The 21,026-nt window shown below is 52.9% G+C and carries 20 protein-coding genes; 13 read left to right on the top strand and 7 right to left on the bottom strand.

Features of this window, described 5'->3' with window-relative positions:
• Positions 1–2: 2 nt before the first annotated feature.
• The 6 genes from rbsK to kup all read right to left on the bottom strand — a co-directional run bounded on the left by rbsK (position 3) and on the right by kup (position 6,959).
• A complete protein-coding gene (gene rbsK, locus QQZ17_RS13595) occupies positions 3–932 on the bottom strand; it encodes a ribokinase (RefSeq protein WP_152406226.1) in 930 nt (309 codons plus the stop codon).
• A 111-nt stretch (positions 933–1,043) separates the two neighbouring features.
• Complete coding sequence (gene rbsB / locus QQZ17_RS13590) at positions 1,044–1,934, bottom strand: ribose ABC transporter substrate-binding protein RbsB (RefSeq protein WP_042998766.1); 891 nt, start codon at positions 1,932–1,934, stop codon at positions 1,044–1,046.
• 24 nt (positions 1,935–1,958) lie between these two features.
• A complete protein-coding gene (gene rbsC / locus QQZ17_RS13585) occupies positions 1,959–2,924 on the bottom strand; it encodes a ribose ABC transporter permease (RefSeq protein WP_042998765.1) in 966 nt (321 codons plus the stop codon).
• A gap of 5 nt (positions 2,925–2,929) precedes the next feature.
• Positions 2,930–4,435 (bottom strand): ribose ABC transporter ATP-binding protein RbsA, encoded by a 1,506-nt coding sequence (gene rbsA, locus QQZ17_RS13580; RefSeq protein ID WP_152406225.1) that lies wholly within the window; start codon positions 4,433–4,435, stop codon positions 2,930–2,932.
• 7 nt (positions 4,436–4,442) lie between these two features.
• Positions 4,443–4,862, bottom strand: coding sequence for a D-ribose pyranase (gene rbsD, locus QQZ17_RS13575; protein ID WP_152400862.1), 420 nt, complete (start codon positions 4,860–4,862; stop codon positions 4,443–4,445).
• 228 nt (positions 4,863–5,090) lie between these two features.
• The gene (kup, locus tag QQZ17_RS13570; protein ID WP_152400861.1) at positions 5,091–6,959 is read right to left on the bottom strand and encodes a low affinity potassium transporter Kup; all 1,869 of its coding nucleotides are present in this window, start codon (positions 6,957–6,959) and stop codon (positions 5,091–5,093) included.
• A 220-nt stretch (positions 6,960–7,179) separates the two neighbouring features.
• On the opposite strand from kup, the gene ravA reads away from it, so the two are divergent.
• Both ravA and viaA read left to right on the top strand, forming a co-directional pair.
• A complete protein-coding gene (gene ravA / locus QQZ17_RS13565) occupies positions 7,180–8,676 on the top strand; it encodes an ATPase RavA (protein WP_152400859.1) in 1,497 nt (498 codons plus the stop codon).
• Positions 8,670–10,121: an ATPase RavA stimulator ViaA gene (gene viaA, locus QQZ17_RS13560; RefSeq protein ID WP_152400857.1), complete on the top strand. Its 1,452-nt coding sequence runs from the start codon at positions 8,670–8,672 to the stop codon at positions 10,119–10,121. Before ravA ends, viaA begins: the two co-directional genes overlap by 7 nt.
• A 2-nt stretch (positions 10,122–10,123) precedes the next feature.
• Here viaA and asnA read toward each other — a convergent pair whose 3' ends face one another.
• Positions 10,124–11,116, bottom strand: a complete 993-nt coding sequence (gene asnA, locus QQZ17_RS13555) for an aspartate--ammonia ligase (protein ID WP_152400855.1) — start codon at positions 11,114–11,116, stop codon at positions 10,124–10,126.
• A 151-nt stretch (positions 11,117–11,267) separates the two neighbouring features.
• Here asnA and asnC point away from each other — a divergent pair, with 151 nt between their 5' ends.
• The 11 genes from asnC (at position 11,268) to atpG (ending at position 21,012) form a co-directional block, all read left to right on the top strand.
• The gene (gene asnC, locus QQZ17_RS13550; protein WP_152400853.1) at positions 11,268–11,726 is read left to right on the top strand and encodes a transcriptional regulator AsnC; all 459 of its coding nucleotides are present in this window, start codon (positions 11,268–11,270) and stop codon (positions 11,724–11,726) included.
• A 232-nt stretch (positions 11,727–11,958) separates the two neighbouring features.
• Positions 11,959–12,402, top strand: a complete 444-nt coding sequence (gene mioC / locus QQZ17_RS13545; RefSeq protein ID WP_152400850.1) for an FMN-binding protein MioC — start codon at positions 11,959–11,961, stop codon at positions 12,400–12,402.
• Positions 12,403–12,781: 379 nt separating this feature from the next.
• Complete coding sequence (mnmG, locus tag QQZ17_RS13540; RefSeq protein WP_152400848.1) at positions 12,782–14,671, top strand: tRNA uridine-5-carboxymethylaminomethyl(34) synthesis enzyme MnmG; 1,890 nt, start codon at positions 12,782–12,784, stop codon at positions 14,669–14,671.
• 64 nt (positions 14,672–14,735) lie between these two features.
• Positions 14,736–15,359, top strand: coding sequence for a 16S rRNA (guanine(527)-N(7))-methyltransferase RsmG (gene rsmG, locus QQZ17_RS13535; RefSeq protein WP_152400846.1), 624 nt, complete (start codon positions 14,736–14,738; stop codon positions 15,357–15,359).
• 616 nt (positions 15,360–15,975) lie between these two features.
• Positions 15,976–16,356, top strand: coding sequence for a F0F1 ATP synthase subunit I (gene atpI, locus QQZ17_RS13530; protein ID WP_152400844.1), 381 nt, complete (start codon positions 15,976–15,978; stop codon positions 16,354–16,356).
• A gap of 8 nt (positions 16,357–16,364) precedes the next feature.
• Positions 16,365–17,180: a F0F1 ATP synthase subunit A gene (gene atpB, locus QQZ17_RS13525; protein ID WP_152400842.1), complete on the top strand. Its 816-nt coding sequence runs from the start codon at positions 16,365–16,367 to the stop codon at positions 17,178–17,180.
• 46 nt (positions 17,181–17,226) lie between these two features.
• Positions 17,227–17,466 carry a F0F1 ATP synthase subunit C gene (gene atpE, locus QQZ17_RS13520; RefSeq protein WP_000429386.1) on the top strand — a complete coding sequence of 80 codons (240 nt, stop codon included), beginning with the start codon at positions 17,227–17,229 and terminating at the stop codon, positions 17,464–17,466.
• A gap of 59 nt (positions 17,467–17,525) precedes the next feature.
• Complete coding sequence (gene atpF, locus QQZ17_RS13515) at positions 17,526–17,996, top strand: F0F1 ATP synthase subunit B (protein WP_003827022.1); 471 nt, start codon at positions 17,526–17,528, stop codon at positions 17,994–17,996.
• Positions 17,997–18,010: 14 nt separating this feature from the next.
• Complete coding sequence (gene atpH, locus QQZ17_RS13510; protein ID WP_152400840.1) at positions 18,011–18,544, top strand: F0F1 ATP synthase subunit delta; 534 nt, start codon at positions 18,011–18,013, stop codon at positions 18,542–18,544.
• A gap of 12 nt (positions 18,545–18,556) precedes the next feature.
• Complete coding sequence (atpA, locus tag QQZ17_RS13505; protein WP_042323559.1) at positions 18,557–20,098, top strand: F0F1 ATP synthase subunit alpha; 1,542 nt, start codon at positions 18,557–18,559, stop codon at positions 20,096–20,098.
• Positions 20,099–20,148: 50 nt separating this feature from the next.
• Entirely contained in the window at positions 20,149–21,012 is an 864-nt protein-coding gene (atpG, locus tag QQZ17_RS13500) for a F0F1 ATP synthase subunit gamma (protein WP_005121458.1), read from the top strand.
• The last annotated feature ends 14 nt before the right edge of the window (positions 21,013–21,026 follow it).

Raw genomic sequence — 21,026 nt, 5'->3', positions numbered from 1 at the left:
CGTTACCTCTGCTGACCTAAAAACGCCTCAATTTCATCACGCCACGGCACGGAAGGCTGCGCGCCTTTACGGGTCACAGCAATCGCCGCAGCGGCATGGGCAAAGCGAATCGCGTCAGACAGCGGCTTTTCTTCCAGCAGAGCGGTGATCAGCGCGCCGTTGAAGGTATCGCCCGCAGCGATAGTATCGACAGCGTCAACTTTAAATCCAGGAACCCGGCGGCCTTCGCCATTCACACTGACCCAGACGCCCCGGCTCCCTAACGTAATCAGAACGGTATGAATGCCTTTCTCGTGCAGGACCTGGGCTGCTTTCGCCGCGTCTTCATCGTTTTCGACACGGATCCCCGTCAGCTTTTCCGCTTCAGTTTCGTTCGGGGTGATGATATCCACCAGCGCCAGCAGTTCGTCAGATAACTCACGTGCCGGAGCCGGATTCAGCGCCACAATCGTGTTGTTTTGCTTTGCGATTTTCGCGGCCGTCAGCACGCTTTCGATCGGCGACTCAAGTTGCATCAACAAGGCGGATGCCTGAGCAATACGCTCGCGCTGCACCTCGACTAACGCAGGGGAAAGCGCCGCATTAGCGCCAGCATGGATACCAATAACGTTTTCACCGTCGCCATTCACAAAAATCAGCGCCACGCCGGTGGAATCACCGCTGATGACGCTGACCGGTTCGACATCAATGTTGTCACTAATAAGCTGTTTGCGGATGTTACGTCCAACATCGTCATCGCCCGTGCAGGCAATGAACGCAATATTCGCCCCACTGCGACCCGCAGCCACCGCCTGATTCGCGCCTTTACCGCCAAAAGCCACCTGATAGTGGTTTCCGGTGACGGTTTCACCTGGCGTCGGGAATGTTTTAAGGTTCAGGATATGGTCGGCATTAATACTGCCAAGAACGACAAGATTGCCTGCGGTTTTCATGTTCGGGGTGTCCATCAGAGATCGCCACCGGTATTACCCGGTGGCGTATGCCACACTTTCTTTTCTTTATATTTAGTCCCTCAGGCAACGCGCGGTCGCCTGAATCGCCAGTTACTGCTTGATGACCAGCTTCAGGTCAACAGGGTACTTGGCCTGAACTTTCTCGCCTTTCAGTACCTTATCTGCCGTCTCAACGCCTTTCGCGCCGATCTGGTCCGGTAACTGTGCGATAGTCGCAGCCAGTTTGCCATCATTTACCGCTTTTTCGCCATCAGGCGTACCGTCAAATCCGACCACCATCACATCAGATTTACCTGCGGTTTGCAGAGCACGCAGCGCACCCAGTGCCATTTCATCGTTCTGTGCAAAGACAGCCTGCACGTCCGGATGCGCAGTCAGCAGGTTCTGCATCACGTTCAGACCTTTAGTACGGTCGAAGTCTGCTGGCTGACTGGCCAGGACGTTAAATTTGTGTGCCGCAACGGCCTGCTGGAAACCTTCACCACGCTCACGCGCCGCTGAAGTCCCGGCAATACCTTGCAGTTCAATAACTTTCGCACCTTCACCCGCTTTTTTGGCGATGTAATCACCGGCGATTTTCCCACCCAGTACGTTATCAGACGCGATGTGGCTAACGACGTCGCCTTTGGTTGCCTGACGGTCAAGGGTGATGACCGGGATATTGGCCTGGTTCGCCATTTTCACTGCGTTACCCACCGCGTCGGAATCCGTCGGGTTGATCAGCAGAATTTTGGTACCACGTACGGTTAAATCCTGAACGTTCGCCAACTCTTTCGCCGGGTTGTTCTGGGAGTCCAGTACCACCAGGTTGTAACCCAGTTTATCAGCTTCTTTCTGCGCCCCATCTTTCAGCGAGACGAAGAACGGGTTGTTAAGCGTAGAGACCACCAGCGCAATGGTATCTTTCGCCATTGCGTTCGCGCTCACGGTGGCGCTTAGCGCAACAGCAGAAACCAGGGTAGCCAGTTTTTTCATGTTCATATTTAAGATGTCCTGTAGTCGTTGTTACTGCTTTTTGTTGTCTACCAGCACCGCCAGCAAAATCACCACCGCTTTGACGATCATCTGGTAATAGGAGGAAACACCTAACAAATTCAAACCATTATTGAGGAAACCCAGAATTAATGCGCCGATCAAGGTCCCAACAATACGTCCTTTGCCGCCCGCCAGACTGGTCCCACCCAGCACAACGGCCGCGATGGCATCCAGCTCATAGCCTGTACCGGCAGTCGGCTGGGCAGAGGAGAGACGCGCCACTTCAATGATACCGGCCAGCGACGCCAGCAGCCCACACAGTGAATAGACGATAATCTTGATTTTACTGACGCTGATACCGGACAGACGCGTTGCCGCTTCGTTACCGCCCAGCGCATAGATATAGCGACCCAGACGAGTGTGGTGCAACATGTACCATGCCGCCAGGAAAACAATCCCCATGATCCAGACTGGCGTCGGCACACCCAGCGGACGGCCAATGCCGAACCAGCCAAACAGATCGGCGTTATCGGTAAAGCCCGTGTTAACCGGACTCCCGTTGGTGTACACCATCGTCACTCCGCGCAGCAGCAGCATCATGACCAGCGTGGCGATAAACGCCTGCACACGGCCTTTCGCCACAATCACGCCCGTTACTGCGCCTACAGCGGCACCTAATGCCAGGGCTGCTGCAACGGCCACCAGCGCGTTAACTTCAATCCCTACAATTGAAGCCGCAACCGCGCCGGTGAGCGCCAGCAGGGAACCGACTGACAGATCGATACCCGACGTCAGAATAACCAGCGTCATCCCCACCGCCATAATGGCGTTCACGGATGTCTGCTGAAGAATGTTGAACAGGTTATTGACGGTAAAAAAGTTAGGGCTCAACGTCGAGACAATCGCGATCAGCACCAGCAGGGCGATGAGAGACTTTTGCTCCATCAACCACGCTTTGGTGAAATAACGGCGACCAGAAACAGCCTGGGTAGTCATCTTTTTTACTCCTGATTCACGCGATTAAGCTTGCCCACAGCGGCAGCCATCAGAACTTCCTGGGTGGCCTGCTCGCGAGTGAATTCACCGCCGAGATGCCCTTCATGCATGACGATAATGCGATCGCTCATGCCTAATACTTCTGGCATCTCAGATGAGACCAGAATGATGCTCAGGCCGTCGGCCTTAAACTGGTTAATTAACTGATAAATTTCTTTCTTGGCCCCGACGTCCACACCGCGGGTGGGCTCATCGAGGATCAACACCTTCGGTCGGGTCATCAGGCCACGGGCAATCGCCACTTTCTGCTGGTTGCCCCCGGACAGCAACCCAATAGCCTGTTCCATCGACGGAGTTTTCACATTGAACAGGCGAATAAAATCGCTCACCGCCTGCTGCTCATCTTTATGCTTAAGACTACCGCCGCTGCGGCTGAAATAGCGCAGCGCGGTCAGCGACATATTCTCTTTCACCGACATGCCGAGCACTAAACCGTCGCGCTTGCGGTCTTCAGAAATATAGACAATGCCGTTTGCCAGTCCGTCCTGCGGGGAACGCGCAACCACTTCATGTCCATCGAGCGTGACATACCCGCTGGTACGCGGCAGTGCACCATACAGAACTTTCATTAGTTCGGTACGTCCGGCCCCCATCAGGCCCGAAATCCCTAAGATTTCACCTTTACGCAGGGTAAAAGAGACATCGTTCACGCCTGGTCCGCACAGGTTATCGACCTTCAGGCGGACTTCACCCGGCGCTTTATCCAGGCGCGGATACTGTTCTTCGAGCTTACGGCCCACCATCATCTCAATCAGCGAATCTTCGGTCAGTGAGGCCACTTCACGTTCGGCAATAAACTGTCCGTCCCGGAAAACGGTCACGTCATCGCAAATCTCGAAGATCTCTTTCATTCGGTGAGAAATATAGACAATACCGCGTCCCTGCGACTTCAGTTCGCGGATCACGCGGAACAGGGATTCGGTTTCGGTGTCGGTGAGCGCATCCGTTGGCTCATCCATAATGATGACTTTCGACTCAAAGCTCAGCACTTTGGCGATTTCGACCATCTGCTGGTCGCCAATCGACAATTCACCCACCAGACGGTCGCTCTTAAAGCGCAGGTTGAGTTTAGCTAACAGAAGGTCCGCTTCGGCATACATCTTCTTCCAGTCTATTTTGCCGAAGCGGTTAACGAATTCGCGGCCGAGGAAAATATTCTCCGCAATGGTAAGTTGCGGGATCAGGTTAAGTTCCTGATGGATGATGCCGATCCCCGCTTCCTGGGATGATTTAGGACCGTTAAAGGTCGTTTCTTTCCCCAGCCACAACAGTGAACCGGCATCGCGGGTATAAATGCCCGTCAGCACCTTCATCATGGTGGATTTGCCGGCACCGTTTTCCCCCACCAGCGCCATCACGCGACCGGGGTAAACATTGAGTGCGGCGCCGGATAGCGCTTTCACGCCAGGGAACGCTTTATCGATCCCTTTGAGTTGCAGTAATGCGTCCATGACGGCCTCAGAAAGTGACGCCAGCACAGAGAATGATATTCGCATACGGGGAACACTCCCCGCTGCGAATTACCGCCTGACTGTCTGCGGTTTGTTTTTTAAATTGTTCATGCGTGGTGTAACGAATTTCTATGGTGTTTCCCTGGTGTTGTTGCAGTTGCTCAATGTGGCTGAGCAACGTTTCGTGGAGTTGCGGATTATGTTGTTTAATTTCCGTTGCGAGAATGGCCGATTCAACCTGCATTTCACGGGTCACCACATCCAGTACCTGCATAAAAGAAGGTACGCCCTGGGTTAATGCCATATCGATACGTGTTGTACTGTGTGGGATGGGTAAACCTGCATCACACACCACCAGCGTATCGGTATGCCCCAGACGGGAGATAACCGATGAAATCTCTGAATTGAGTACTGTGCCTTTCTTCATTTTCTTGCTCCACTAGCGAAACGTTTCGCTGGTGTTTAGTGTAGTCTGAGATGTGAGCAAATAACCATCATGACGTAACAGATTTGTGATCGCCGTCGAAACGTTTCGCTAAGTGAAATAGAGTGGCATGTGGAGAGGTTTTTTGCCGGGTGGCGCAGCGCTTACCCGGCCTACCATTTTCGTAGGCCCGTGAAAGCGCAGCGCCGCCGGGCGAAGGTGTTGCAGATATTAAATCTCGACCTGTGTCCCCAGTTCAATCACGCGGTTAGGCGGGATTTCAAACTGATCGGGCGCGCGCAGGGCGTTACGCTGGAGAAGAAGATAGAGTTTGCCACGCAAACGTAAATACCAGGGACGCTTGCCGACGATTAACGACTCGTGCGACATAAAGAACGACGTCTCCATCATCCGGCAGCTCAACCCTTCCAGACCGCAGCGGTGGAAGACCTCTTCAACATTCGGCGTTTCACGCCAGCCGTAGCTGGCAACGACGCGCCAGAAGGTCGGTGACAACTGCTCAATCTGCACACGACGGACGTTATGCACGTACGGCGCATCTTCAGTACGCAGCGTCAGCAGGATAACCCGCTCATGCAACACCTTGTTGTGCTTGAGGTTATGCATCAGGGCAAAGGGGATCACGTTCAGCGCGCGAGACATATACACCGCAGTGCCCGGTACGCGTACCGGCGGGGATTTCTCCAGCGAGGCGATCATCGCTTCCAGAGAGTTACCGTGCTCGTGCATACGGCGCAACAGGCGGAAACGTTCGCTCTTCCAGGTGGTCATGATGGTGAACATCACCAGCCCCAGCGACAGCGGCAGCCAACCGCCTGACAGCAGTTTATCGAGGTTTGCCGAGAACAGCGGAATATCGATACACAGGAACGCGACGAGGATCAGCGCCACGAAATACTTATTCCAGTGCCAGTTTTTACGCGCCACGGTTGTCGAGAGAATCGAAGTCAGTACCATCGTACCGGTTACGGCGATCCCGTACGCTGCCGCCAGGTTACTGGAGTGCTCGAAGCTGACAATCACTATCACCACCGCGATATAGAGCATCCAGTTGACGAACGGAATATAGATCTGCCCGGACTCCATTTCTGACGTATGAATGATGCGCATGGGCGACAGATATCCCAGACGAACCGCCTGACGCGTCAGCGAGAAGACGCCTGAAATTACCGCCTGTGAAGCGATCACCGTCGCCAGTGCCGCAACGATCAGCAGGGGAATCAATGCCCAGTCCGGCGCCAGCAGGAAGAACGGGTTTTTTATCGCTTCCGGGTGTTTTAATAGCAGCGCCCCCTGGCCAAAGTAGTTGAGCACCAGCGATGGCAGGACCACCGTAAACCATGCCAGGCGAATAGGGAACTTACCAAAATGCCCCATATCGGCATACAACGCTTCAACGCCGGTAATCGACAGCACCACTGCACCAAGCGCGATAAAGGAGACGGTCTTGTATTCAAGGAAAAAATGGACCGCCCACATTGGGTTCAACGCCTGCAGCACTTCCGGATTGGCAATAATACTGCGTAGGCCAAGTACAGCCAGAATCAAAAACCAGGCCAGCATAATGGGCGCAAACAACTTCCCCACCATCCCGGTACCGTGCTTCTGAATCATAAACAGCAGCGTCAGGACGATAATCGACAGCGGGACAATCCAGGTATCCAGTTGTGGCGCGATGATCTCCAGACCTTCAATGGCCGACATCACCGAGATGGCCGGGGTGATCACCACCTCGCCATAAAAGAAGCTGCCGCCAATTAAGCCCATGATGACCAGCATAGAGGTCATTCGCGCGGAGGTATTACGTCCCGCCAGCGACATCAGCGTCAGGATCCCCCCTTCACCAGCGTTATCTGCACGCATGACGAAAGTCAGATACTTAATGGAAACCACAAAGATGAGTAGCCAGAAAATCAGCGACAAAAAACCAAAAACGGCATCGCGTTCAACGCCAAAACCAAACTGACCGGACAAACATTCACGAAGTGTATAAAGTGGGCTGGTACCAATATCACCGTAGACAACCCCAATGGCTGCGAGGGTTACCGCAGACAATGATTGCTTATTATCAGTGCTCATAGACTAGTCTTTCATATATAAAGAAATGTGTGCGTAGTCCCTTGGCCCACAAAAAGCGCACAGTATGCACGATTCAAAGCAAAATCGTACCCCTAAATGAGTCCAGATTAACCTGGCTCAAAGAAAAATAAACAGCCTCCTGGACAAGTTCAGCCTCTGAGCTGAAACGGCTATACTCGCTGTTAACGCAGTATATTTAATGAAAGGACGCCACTCTATTATGGCTCACCCACATTTATTAGCGGAAAGAATTTCCCGCCTGAGCAATGCGCTGGAAAAAGGTCTCTATGAGCGCAGTCACGCCATCCGGCTTTGCCTGCTGGCCGCCCTGAGCGGCGAAAGTGTTTTCCTGCTTGGCCCTCCGGGGATAGCCAAAAGCTTAATCGCCCGTCGGCTGAAGTTTGCCTTCCAGAATGCCCGCGCATTTGAATATCTGATGACGCGTTTCTCCACGCCGGAAGAGGTTTTTGGCCCGCTCTCTATTCAGGCGCTAAAAGATGAAGGTCGTTACGAACGCTTAACCGCGGGCTACCTTCCTGAAGCGGAAATCGTTTTTCTCGATGAGATCTGGAAAGCCGGTCCGGCAATCCTCAATACCTTGCTGACCGCCATTAACGAACGTCATTTTCGCAACGGCGCGCACGAAGAGAAAATCCCTATGCGTCTGCTGGTGGCGGCCTCCAACGAACTGCCGGAAGCAGACAGCAGCCTGGAAGCGCTGTACGACCGTATGCTGATCCGCCTCTGGTTGGACAAAGTGCAGGATAAAGCCAACTTTCGTTCCCTGCTGATCGGCCAACATAACGAAAGCGAAAACCCGGTTCCCGCCTCGCTACAGGTGAGCGATGAAGAGTATTACCGGTGGCAGAAGGACATTGGCGCCATTACGCTGCCCGATCATGTTTTTGAGCTGATTTTTACACTGCGCCAGCAACTGGATAATCTGCCGAATGCGCCCTACGTCTCAGACCGCCGCTGGAAAAAAGCCATTCGTCTGTTACAGGCCAGCGCTTTCTTTAGCGGACGCGACGCTGTCGCCCCTATTGATCTCATCCTGCTGAAGGATTGCCTGTGGTATGACGCCCAGAGCCTGAACCTGATGCAACAGCAGCTCGAAATATTGATGACCGGGCACGCCTGGCAACAGCAGGCAATGCTGACGCGCCTCGGCGGTATCGTTCAGCGACGCATTCAGTTGCAGCAGCAGCAAAGCGATAAAACCGCTTTTACGGTGCTGCGTCAGGGGGGCATGTTCAGTCGCCGTCCGCATTACGATTTGCCAGCCGAGGTTACCGCAGCAAACCTGACGCTGCTCCTGCAAAAACCGCTGAAACTGCACGATATGGAAGTGATCCATATCGCTTTTGAACGCAGTGCGCTGGAGCAATGGCTGGCGAAAGGGGGCGAGATCCGCGGCAAACTCAACGGGATCGGATTTGCCCAGACGTTGAATATGGAAGTCGATAGCGCCCAGCATCTGGTGGTACGTGATGTCAGTTTACAGGGCACGCGACTGGCACTTCCTGGTTCATCGGAAGAGGCCATGCCAGGCGAGATTAAGCAGCAACTGGAAGAGCTGGAAAACGACTGGCGTCAGCAGCATACCCGCTTTAGCGAGCAACAAAAGTGCCTGTTTATTCATAGCGACTGGTTAGGTCGTATCGAGGCCAGCCTTCAGGATGTGGGTGAGCAGATCCGCCAGGCGCAACAATGCTGACACTGGATACGCTCAATGTCATGTTAGCCGTCAGTGAAGAGGGGATGATCGAAGAGATGATCCTCGCGCTGCTGGCCTCGCCACAGCTGGCGGTTTTTTTTGAAAAATTCCCCCGCCTGAAAGCGGCAATCACCAACGATCTACCGCGCTGGCGCGAAGCGCTACGCAGTCGGTTAAAGGACGCGCGCGTTCCGCCGGAGCTGACGGAAGAGGTGATGTGTTATCAGCAAAGCCAGCTCCTCTCCACCCCGCAGTTTATCGTCCAGCTACCACAAATACTGACACTTTTGCACCGCCTGCACTCACCGTATGGCGGACAGGCACAGCAACTGGTGGACAGCAACGCCATATTCACTCCCGCCCTGCACACGCTCTTTTTGCAGCGCTGGCGCTTAAGTCTGGTGGTGCAGGCCACCACGCTCAATCAACAGTTGCTTGAAGAAGAACGTGAGCAACTGCTCAGTGAAGTTCAGGAACGAATGACCCTGAGCGGTCAACTGGATCCGGTTCTGGCGGAAAACGAGACCGCTGCAGGTCGGCTGTGGGATATGAGCGCAGGCCAGCTCAGACGGGGTGATTATCAGTTGATCGTGAAGTACGGTGATTTCCTGAGCGAACAGCCAGAGCTGATGCGGCTGGCTGAGCAACTGGGCCGCTCCAGAGAAGCCAAATCCGTCCCGCGAAAAGATGCACCGATGGAGACCTTTCGCACGCTGGTGCGCGAGCCTGCAACGGTACCCGAGCAGGTTGACGGTATACAGCAGAGTGACGATATTTTACGTCTGTTGCCGCCGGAACTGGCCACGCTCGGCATAACGGAACTGGAGTATGAGTTCTACCGGCGGCTGGTGGAAAAGCAGTTGCTCACTTATCGTCTACACGGTGAAGCCTGGCGCGAGAAGGTAACCGAGCGACCTGTAATTCATCAGGATTTCGACGAACAGCCACGCGGACCGTTCATTGTGTGTGTAGACGCCTCCGGTTCGATGGGCGGCTTTAATGAACAGTGCGCGAAGGCCTTTTGCCTGGCCTTAATGCGCATCGCCCTTGCCGATAACCGTCGCTGCTTCATTATGTTGTTTTCCACGGAAGTGGTGCGCTACGAGCTTTCCGGTCCGCAAGGTATTGAGCAAGCTATCCGCTTTCTGAGCCAACGATTTCGCGGCGGTACGGACATCGCCAGCTGTTTTCGCGCCATTATTGAACGCATGCAGGGACGGGAATGGTTTGATGCTGATGCGGTGGTGATTTCAGATTTTATCGCCCAGCGCTTGCCTGACGACGTGGTAAGTAAAGTCGGGGAGTTACAGCGTGTCCATCAGCATCGCTTTCATGCGGTGGCAATGTCAGCACATGGCAAACCCGGCATCATGCGCATTTTCGATCATATCTGGCGCTTTGATACCGGGATGCGAAGCCGCCTGCTCAGACGCTGGCGGCGATAAGATTACAGCAAAGAGGCAACGCTTTCACGAACCTGTGCGGGCCATACGCCGCACTGAACCTGGCCAATGTGCGGCAGTTGCAGCAGCAGCATGGTTAAACGCGACTGGCCAATGCCACCGCCAATAGTCTGCGGCATTTCACCACGCAGCAGCGCCTGGTGCCATTCCAGACTCAGGCGATCTTCATCACCGGTCAGCCGAAGTTGATGTTTCAGCGCATCGGCATCGACACGGATCCCCATGGAAGAAAGCTCGAACGCATCTTCCAGCACCGGGTTCCAGACCAGGATGTCGCCGTTCAGACCGGCATACCCCAGTTCGGATGCAGAACTCCAGTCATCATAGTCCGGCGCACGAACGTCATGGCGGTGACCGTCGCTGAGCTTGCCGCCAATCCCCACCAGGAAGACCGCACCTAACTCTTTGGCGATCGCACGTTCACGACCTTTTGCATCAAGACCCGGATAACGGCTCAGTAATTTCTGGCTGTGAACAAAGTGGATCTGCTCTGGCAGGAACGGTGCCAGACCAAATTCTTTGCTTACCGCCGCTTCGGTCGCTTTAATTCCCGCCCAGATAGCCTCTACCGTGCTTTTCAGAGTGGAGAATTGACGCTCGCCGTCGCCCATCACGCGTTCCCAGTCCCACTGATCGACATAGACCGAGTGGAGCGGAGAGAGACGATCTTCATCCGGGCGCAGGGCTTTCATGTGCGTGTAGAGCCCTTCGCCCGCGCTGAAGTCGTGTTGTCCCAGAGTTTGACGTTTCCATTTAGCCAGTGAATGAACTACTTCAAACTGGGCATCTGGCAGCGCTTTCACTTTCACCTGCACCGCTTTTTCACAGCCCGACAAGTTATCCTGCGTGCCATCCCCTACACGGCTAAGGATCGGTGCCTGGACTTCAATCAGACCCAGACGCTCCTCCAGTTGACGAGAGAAGTGAGATTTCACGAAGCTAATTTGGCGTTGTTTGGCAATGTAAGCGGTTTTCATTTGTATTACTCCTGCGTCCTGTTGCCTATGATTAAGCAACAGAATGGGGGCAATATTCAATAATCTACAAACAAAAAGCCGCATTCGATTTTGATTCGTTAAAATAAACCGCTAAAATAGAGTGAATCATTAATACACATAAGAAAAACCTATGGAAAATTATCAGATCGACAATCTGGACCGCGGCATTCTGGATGCCTTAATGGAAAATGCCCGTACCGCCTACGCCGAACTGGCGAAACAGTTTGGCGTCAGTCCGGGGACCATTCACGTCCGTGTAGAAAAAATGAAGCAGGCGGGGATCATTACCGGCGCGCGTATTGATGTCAGTCCGAAGCAACTTGGTTACGACGTCGGCTGCTTTATCGGCATCATCCTCAAAAGCGCCAAAGACTACCCTTCGGCGCTGGCCAGACTGGAGAGTCTGGATGAAGTCACCGAGGCGTACTACACCACCGGCCACTACAGCATCTTTATCAAGGTCATGTGTCGGTCGATCGATGCGCTCCAGCATGTACTTATCAACAAGATCCAAACAATTGATGAAATTCAGTCCACCGAGACGTTGATCGTCCTGCAAAACCCTATCATGCGTACCATCAGGCCGTGATCGCCAATTTTAATCCCACATTTTTCCACAGGTAGATCCCAGCTCGTTCACAGCGTACAATGCAGCCTCGTAAGCCTATCCCAGTAGGCGTAGTTGTTGAAATCAGTTTGGCTGCGGCCAGCGCACAGAAACCGGAGCGTACTACAGTACGTGAGGATTTCGAGCACTGCCCGGAGCCAAAATGACGAATAAAATAGCCTAATGGGATAGGCTTTTAAAAGGATGGGCTCGTATGGCTGACATTACTCTTATTAGCGGCAGCACCCTCGGCGGCGCTGAATATGTTGCAGAACACCTGGCTGAAAAGCTGGAAGATGCCGGTTTTTCAACCGAAACACTGCACGGTCCGCTGTTAGACTCTCTGTCTGCAACGGGGATCTGGCTGGTCATTAGCTCCACGCACGGCGCGGGGGACATTCCGGATAACCTTGTTCCTTTATATGAAGATCTTCAGTCGCAAAAACCGGATCTGTCGCAGGTTCGTTTTGGCGCGATCGGTATCGGCAGTCGTGAATATGACACCTTCTGTGGCGCTATCGAGAAGATCGAAGCTGAACTGAAGCTTTCAGGCGCCAAACAGATTGGCGAAACGCTGAAGATCAACATCCTTGAACACGATATTCCGGAAGATCCGGCAGAAGCCTGGCTGGGATCCTGGATTAATTTACTCAAATAAGTGTAAAGATCGTGCGATTAAGTGTGGATAACTCTGTCAGGAACCTTGGATTAACCGGTAGTTATCCAAAGAATAACCGTTGTTCAGTTTTTGAGTTGTGTATAACCCTTCATTTTGATCCCAGCTTATACGGACCAGGATCACCGATCATTCACAGCTAATGATCCTTACCAACGTATTGATCTTAATGCCCGGATCCGGCTTATCCACAGCGAGTGGCGATCCTAATAAGAGATCACAATAGAACAGATCTCTAAATAAAAAGATCTTCTTTTTAATACCCAGGATCCCGGGGTCTTTCTCAAGCCGACAAAGTTGAGTAGAATCCACCGCCCGGGCTTCAATCCATTTTCACACCGCGTTATGCGAGGCAATTACCATGTTTTATCAGGATCCTTTTGACGTCATCATCATTGGCGGGGGTCATGCAGGCACTGAGGCCGCGATGGCCGCAGCGCGTATGGGTCAACAAACCCTGCTTTTGACACACAATATCGACACGTTGGGGCAGATGAGCTGCAACCCGGCGATTGGCGGTATTGGGAAGGGACACCTGGTAAAAGAAGTGGATGCGCTCGGCGGGCTGATGGCAAAAGCGATCGACCAGGCGGGGATCCAGTTTAGGATACTAAACGCGAGCAAAGGGCCCGCGGTCCGCGCCACCCGTGCTCAGGCGGATCGTGTGCTGTATCGTCAGGCGGTGCGTACCGCGCTGGAGAACCAACCGAACCTGATGATTTTCCAGCAGGCGGTTGAAGATCTTATCGTCGAAAACGATCGTGTCGTTGGCGCCGTGACCCAGATGGGGCTGAAGTTCCGCGCCAAAGCCGTGGTGCTGACCGTCGGGACATTCCTCGACGGCAAAATTCATATTGGTCTGGATAATTACAGCGGTGGCCGTGCTGGCGATCCGCCGTCCATTCCACTCTCTCGCCGCCTGCGAGAACTGCCGCTGCGCGTAAGCCGTCTTAAAACCGGCACGCCGCCACGTATCGATGCGCGCACGATTAATTTCAGCGTGCTGGCGCAGCAACATGGCGATAACCCGATGCCGGTCTTCTCGTTCATGGGCAATGCAGCCCAACACCCACAGCAGGTGCCGTGCTATATCACGCACACCAATGAGAAAACCCATGACGTGATCCGCAATAACCTCGATCGTAGCCCGATGTATGCTGGCGTGATCGAAGGGATCGGCCCGCGTTACTGCCCATCGATCGAAGACAAAGTGATGCGCTTTGCCGACAGGAACCAGCACCAGATCTTCCTGGAGCCGGAAGGGCTAACCTCTAACGAAATTTACCCGAACGGGATCTCCACCAGCCTGCCTTTCGACGTGCAGATGCAGATTGTCCGTTCCATGGAAGGGATGGAGAACGCGAAAATCGTCCGTCCGGGTTATGCCATTGAGTACGACTTTTTCGATCCGCGTGACCTGAAACCGACGCTGGAAAGCAAATTCATCCAGGGGCTGTTCTTTGCCGGACAAATTAACGGTACCACTGGCTACGAAGAAGCCGCTGCGCAGGGACTGCTTGCAGGGCTCAACGCTGCACGCCTGTCCGCGGACAAAGAGGGCTGGGCACCGGCGCGTTCTCAGGCCTATCTCGGCGTACTGGTCGACGACTTGTGCACGCTGGGAACCAAAGAGCCGTACCGCATGTTCACCTCGCGCGCTGAATACCGTCTGATGCTGCGTGAAGACAACGCCGATCTGCGTCTGACCGAAATGGGTCGTGAACTGGGGCTGGTGGATGACGCCCGCTGGGCTCGCTTCAACGAGAAGCTGGAGAACATCGAACGTGAACGTCAACGTCTGAAATCCACCTGGGTGACGCCTGCGGCGGAATCAGCCAACGAAGTGAACGCTCACCTTACCGCGCCGCTGTCTCGTGAAGCCAGTGGTGAAGATCTGCTGCGACGTCCGGAAATGACCTATGCGCAGCTCACGACCCTGACCCCTTTTGCACCCGCACTGGAAGACGTGCAGGCCGCTGAGCAGGTAGAAATCCAGGTGAAGTACGAAGGTTATATCGCACGTCAGCAGGATGAGATCGAAAAACAGCTGCGCAATGAAAACACGCTGCTGCCTGCGACGCTGGATTACCGTCAGGTGTCCGGCCTGTCGAACGAAGTGATTGCCAAGCTGAACGATCACAAGCCGGTTTCGATCGGTCAGGCATCGCGTATCTCCGGCGTTACGCCTGCGGCCATCTCCATTCTGCTGGTGTGGCTGAAAAAACAGGGTATGCTGCGCCGCAGCGCTTAATGTGTTGAATATTGCCCGGTAGCGTTTCGCTTACCGGGCTAATTATGTAGAACAGGTAATCACCGTGCTCAACAAACTCTCTCGCCTGCTGGCAGACGCCGGCATTTCACTTACCGATCACCAGAAAAATCAGCTGATTGCGTATGTTGAGATGCTGCACAAATGGAACAAAGCGTACAACCTGACTTCGGTGCGGGATCCCAACGAGATGCTGGTTCGTCACATCCTCGACAGCATTATCGTTGCGCCGCATTTGCAGGGGGAGCGTTTTATTGATGTCGGTACCGGACCGGGATTGCCAGGAATACCGTTGTCCATTGTGCGTCCACAAGCGCATTTCACCCTGCTCGACAGTCTCGGTAAACGCGTGCGTTTCCTGCGTCAGGTCCAGCATGAGCTGAAACTGGATAACATCACGCCGGTACAGAGTCGGGTTGAAGAATTTCCCGCTGAACCGCCGTTTGATGGTGTGATCAGCCGGGCGTTCGCATCACTCAATGACATGGTGAGCTGGTGTCATCACCTGCCAGACGAGAAAGGCCGTTTTTATGCGCTGAAAGGTCAGTTGCCGGAAGATGAGATTGCGTCGCTGCCTGCTGAGTTTTGCGTTGAGGCTGTCATTAAACTCCAGGTACCGCATTTGGAAGGTGAACGCCATTTGGTGGTGATTAAGCCAAACAAAATTTAATATTTATCAAAAAAAATAGAAAAAAATCGGACTTTTTGTTGTTAAAACACTGAGACATTTTTGCTGATATAAGTCGTTACACTTAACGCCACGTTCACTGTCTATTATCAACAGAGCAACGTGGCGTTTTTGGCTAAAGACAAAATTAGTCAACACTGAAAATATCAGGCTGCTAAAAATCCAGGTAGAGAACCACTCCCTGGTGTTGAATTTTTATTAAAAATGTCAATGATTGGTTTTTGAGATGTAATCAGTCGTTTTTAAAAGAGTGAGTGATTTTAGGCTTAAATATCAGAAAGTTGAAAAGGCATCATTTGCCAAGTAAATAAATACCGTCGGGGCGAATATGCTCAATGTGTGATCTGAAGCACGCTTTAACACCAGTGTTTACGCGCTATTTGCAGTTTTGCATGATCGTTCACAGTTTGGCTAAAAGTCATAAATGTGGGCCAGGGAAAAATATTTAAACATTTATTCACCTTTTAGCTACTTATTGTTTGAAATCACGAGGGCGCACCGTATAATTTGACCGCTTTTTGATGCTTGACTCTAAGCCTTAAAGAACGTTTTATACGACACGCGGCATACCTCGAAGGGAGCAGGAGTTAAAAACGTGATGTCTGTGTCGCTCTTGAGTCGAAACGTTGCTCGTAAGCTTCTGTTCATTCAGTTTCTGGCGGTAGTAGCAAGTGGATTGCTGTTCAGCCTCAAAGACCTCTTCTGGGGCACTTCCGCAATATGCGGCGGTATGGCAGTCTTTCTGCCTAACGTGTTGTTTATGATATTTGCCTGGCGTCACCAGGCGCATACACCTGCTAAAGGCCGAGTGGCCTGGACGTTCGCCTTCGGCGAAGCCTTCAAGGTGTTAGCGATGCTGATGTTGCTGGTGGTGGCGCTGGCGGTTTTCAAGGCGGTATTTTTGCCGCTAATAGTTACGTGGGTTTTGGTGCTGGTGGTTCAGATACTGGCGCCGGCTGTAATTAACAACAAAGGGTAAAAGGCATCATGGCTTCAGAAAATATGACGCCGCAGGATTACATAGGACACCACCTGAACAACCTTCAGCTGGACCTGCGTACATTCTCGCTGGTAGATCCGTATAACCCCCCAGCCACCTTCTGGACGATCAATATTGACTCCATGTTTTTCTCGGTGGTGCTGGGTCTGTTGTTCCTGCTTATGTTCCGCAGCGTGGCCAAAAAGGCGACCAGCGGCGTACCAGGTAAGTTTCAGACCGCGATTGAGCTGGTAATCGGCTTTGTGCATGGTAGCGTGAAAGACATGTACCATGGCAAAAGCAAGCTGATTGCACCGCTGGCCCTGACTATCTTCGTCTGGGTATTCCTGATGAACCTGATGGACTTACTGCCAATCGACTTGCTGCCGTACATCGGCGAGCATATCTTCGGTCTGCCTGCACTGCGTGTGGTTCCGTCTGCTGACGTGAACATTACCCTGTCCATGGCGCTCGGCGTATTTATCCTCATTCTGTTCTACAGCATCAAAATGAAAGGCATCGGTGGCTTCACGAAAGAGTTGACGCTGCAGCCGTTCAATCACTGGGCGTTCATCCCTGTCAACTTAATCCTTGAAGGGGTAAGTCTGCTATCTAAACCGGTTTCTCTCGGTCTGCGACTGTTCGGCAACATGTATGCCGGTGAGCTGATTTTCATTCTGATTGCTGGTCTGTTGCCGTGGTGGTCACAGTGGATCCTGAATGTGCCCTGGGCCATTTTCCACATCCTGATTATTACGCTGCAAGCCTTCATCTTCATGGTTCTGACGATTGTCTATCTGTCGATGGCGTCTGAAGAGCATTAATTTACCAACACTACTACGTTTTAACTGAAACAAACTGGAGACTGTCATGGAAAACCTGAATATGGATCTGCTGTACATGGCTGCCGCTGTGATGATGGGTCTGGCGGCAATCGGTGCTGCGATCGGTATCGGCATCCTCGGGGGTAAATTCCTGGAAGGCGCAGCGCGTCAACCTGATCTGATTCCTCTGCTGCGTACTCAGTTCTTTATCGTTATGGGTCTGGTGGATGCTATCCCGATGATCGCTGTAGGTCTGGGTCTGTACGTGATGTTCGCTGTCGCGTAGTAAGCGTTGCTTGAATTAAGAGCAATATCAGAACGTTAACTAAATAGAGGCATTGTGCTGTGAATCTTAACGCAACAATCCTCGGCCAGGCCATCGCGTTTGTCCTGTTTGTTCTGTTCTGCATGAAGTATGTATGGCCGCCGTTAATGGCTGCCATCGAGAAGCGTCAAAAAGAAATTGCTGACGGTCTCGCTTCTGCTGAACGCGCACACAAGGATCTTGACCTTGCAAAGGCCAGCGCGACCGACCAGCTGAAAAAAGCGAAGGCGGAAGCTCAGGTAATCATCGAGCAGGCGAACAAACGTCGCGCTCAGATCCTGGACGAAGCCAAAACGGAAGCAGAGCAGGAACGTACTAAAATCGTGGCCCAGGCGCAGGCGGAAATTGATGCCGAGCGTAAACGTGCCCGTGAAGAGCTGCGTAAGCAAGTTGCTATCCTGGCTGTTGCTGGCGCCGAGAAGATCATCGAACGTTCCGTGGATGAAGCTGCTAACAGCGACATCGTGGATAAACTTGTCGCTGAACTGTAAGGAGGGAGGGGCTGATGTCTGAATTTATTACGGTAGCTCGCCCCTACGCCAAAGCAGCTTTTGACTTTGCCGTTGAACACCAATGTGTAGAGCGCTGGCAGGACATGCTGGCGTTTGCCGCTGAGGTGACTAAGAACGAACAAATGGCAGAGCTTCTCTCTGGCGCGCTGGCGCCGGAAACGCTCGCTAAGTCGTTTATCGCAGTTTGCGGTGAGCAACTGGACGAAAACGGTCAGAACCTGATTAAGGTGATGGCTGAAAATAACCGTCTGAACGCGCTCCCGGATGTTCTTGAGCAGTTTATTCACCTGCGTGCCGCGAGTGAGTCTATCTCTGAGGTAGAAGTCACGTCCGCGAACGAACTGAGTGAAGAACAGCTTGCGAAGATTAGTGCTGCGATGGAAAAACGTCTGTCACGCAAAGTTAAGCTGAATTGCAAAATCGATAAGTCTGTAATGGCGGGCGTAATCATCCGTGCGGGTGATATGGTCATTGATGGCAGCGTACGCGGCCGTCTTGAACGCCTTGCAGACGTCTTGCAGTCTTAAGGGGACTGGAGCATGCAACTGAATTCCACCGAAATCAGCGAACTGATCAAGCAGCGCATTGCTCAGTTCAATGTTGTGAGTGAAGCTCACAACGAAGGTACTATTGTTTCTGTAAGTGACGGTGTTATCCGCATTCACGGCCTGGCCGATTGTATGCAGGGTGAGATGATTTCCCTGCCGGGTAACCGTTACGCTATCGCACTGAACCTGGAGCGCGACTCCGTGGGTGCAGTGGTGATGGGTCCATACGCTGACCTCGCCGAAGGCATGAAGGTTAAGTGTACTGGGCGTATTCTGGAAGTTCCGGTTGGCCGTGGCCTGCTGGGTCGTGTGGTGAACACGCTGGGTTCTCCGATTGACGGTAAAGGTCCGGTTGATAACGATGGCTTCTCGCCAATCGAAGTTATCGCACCGGGCGTAATCGAACGTCAGTCCGTCGATCAGCCGGTGCAGACCGGTTATAAATCCGTTGATGCCATGATCCCAATCGGTCGTGGTCAGCGTGAGTTGATCATCGGTGACCGTCAGACCGGTAAAACCGCGATGGCAATCGATGCCATCATCAACCAGCGTGACTCCGGCATCAAATGTGTGTACGTGGCTATCGGCCAGAAAGCGTCCACTATTTCTAACGTGGTTCGTAAGCTGGAAGAACACGGTGCACTTGCCAACACCATTGTTGTGGTGGCGACCGCGTCTGAATCTGCTGCACTGCAATACCTGGCGCCGTATGCCGGTTGTGCAATGGGCGAATACTTCCGTGACCGCGGTGAAGATGCTCTGATCGTTTATGATGACCTGTCTAAACAGGCTGTTGCTTACCGTCAGGTTTCCCTGCTGCTCCGTCGTCCGCCAGGACGTGAAGCCTTCCCGGGTGACGTATTCTACCTCCACTCCCGTCTGCTGGAGCGCGCATCCCGCGTTAACGCGGAATACGTTGAGAAATTCACCAATGGTGAAGTGAAAGGTAAAACCGGCTCCCTGACCGCTCTGCCGATTATCGAAACCCAGGCGGGTGACGTTTCTGCGTTCGTTCCGACCAACGTAATTTCTATTACCGATGGTCAGATCTTCCTGGAAACCAACCTGTTCAACTCCGGTATTCGTCCGGCTGTTAACCCGGGTATCTCCGTATCTCGTGTAGGTGGCGCAGCGCAGACCAAGATCATCAAGAAACTGTCCGGTGGTATTCGTACCGCGCTGGCACAGTATCGTGAACTGGCAGCGTTTTCTCAGTTCGCTTCCGACCTGGATGAAGCTACTCGTAAGCAGCTGAGCCACGGTCAGAAAGTAACTGAACTGCTGAAGCAGAAACAGTATGCCCCAATGTCTGTTGCACAACAGGGCGTGGTGCTGTTTGCGGCTGAACGCGGTTACCTCGAAGATGTGGAACTGGCGAAAATCGGTAGCTTCGAAGCCGCTCTGCTGGCTTACGTCGACCGTGATCACGCTCCGCTGATGCAAGAGATTAACCAGTCCGGTGGCTATAACGACGAAATCGAAGGCAAGCTGAAAGCTATCCTCGATTCCTTCAAAGCAACCCAGTCCTGGTAACGTCTGGCGGCTTGTCTTAGGACAGGCCGCAAGGCATTGAGGAGAAGCTCATGGCCGGCGCAAAAGAGATACGTAGTAAGATCGCAAGCGTCCAGAACACGCAGAAGATCACTAAAGCGATGGAGATGGTCGCCGCTTCCAAAATGCGTAAATCGCAGGATCGCATGGCGGCCAGCCGTCCTTATGCAGAGACCATGCGCAAAGTGATTGGTCACCTTGCGAATGGTAATCTGGAATATAAGCACCCGTACCTGGAAGAACGCGACGTTAAACGCGTGGGCTACCTGGTGGTGTCGACTGACCGTGGTCTGTGCGGTGGCTTGAACATTAACCTGTTCAAAAAGCTGCTGGCGGATATGAAAACATGGTCCGATAAAGGCGTTCAGTGCGATATCGCAATGATCGGCTCTAAGGGCGTGTCTTTCTTTAATTCCGTTGGTGGTAACGTGGTTGCTCAGGTAACCGGTATGGGGGATAACCCTTCCCTGTCCGAACTGATCGGTCCGGTTAAAGTGATGCTGCAGGCCTACGATGAAGGTCGTCTGGACAGACTGTACGTTGTCAGCAACAAATTTATCAACACCATGTCTCAGGTTCCGACTCTCACTCAACTGCTGCCATTACCGGCATCAGAAGATGAAGAGTTAAAACAAAAAGCCTGGGATTACCTGTATGAACCCGATCCGAAACCGCTGCTGGATACCCTGCTGCGTCGTTACGTTGAGTCTCAGGTTTATCAGGGCGTGGTAGAAAACCTGGCCAGCGAGCAGGCCGCACGTATGGTGGCGATGAAAGCCGCGACCGACAATGGCGGCAGCCTGATTAAAGAGCTGCAGTTGGTATACAACAAAGCTCGTCAGGCCAGCATTACTCAGGAACTCACCGAAATCGTCGGTGGTGCATCCGCGGTATAACCAGGTTAATTCGT

Source organism: Citrobacter sp. T1.2D-1 (genome assembly GCF_950098555.1).
Taxonomy (GTDB): domain Bacteria; phylum Pseudomonadota; class Gammaproteobacteria; order Enterobacterales; family Enterobacteriaceae; genus Citrobacter_A; species Citrobacter_A telavivensis.
This window is presented reverse-complemented; position numbering and strand designations above follow the sequence as displayed.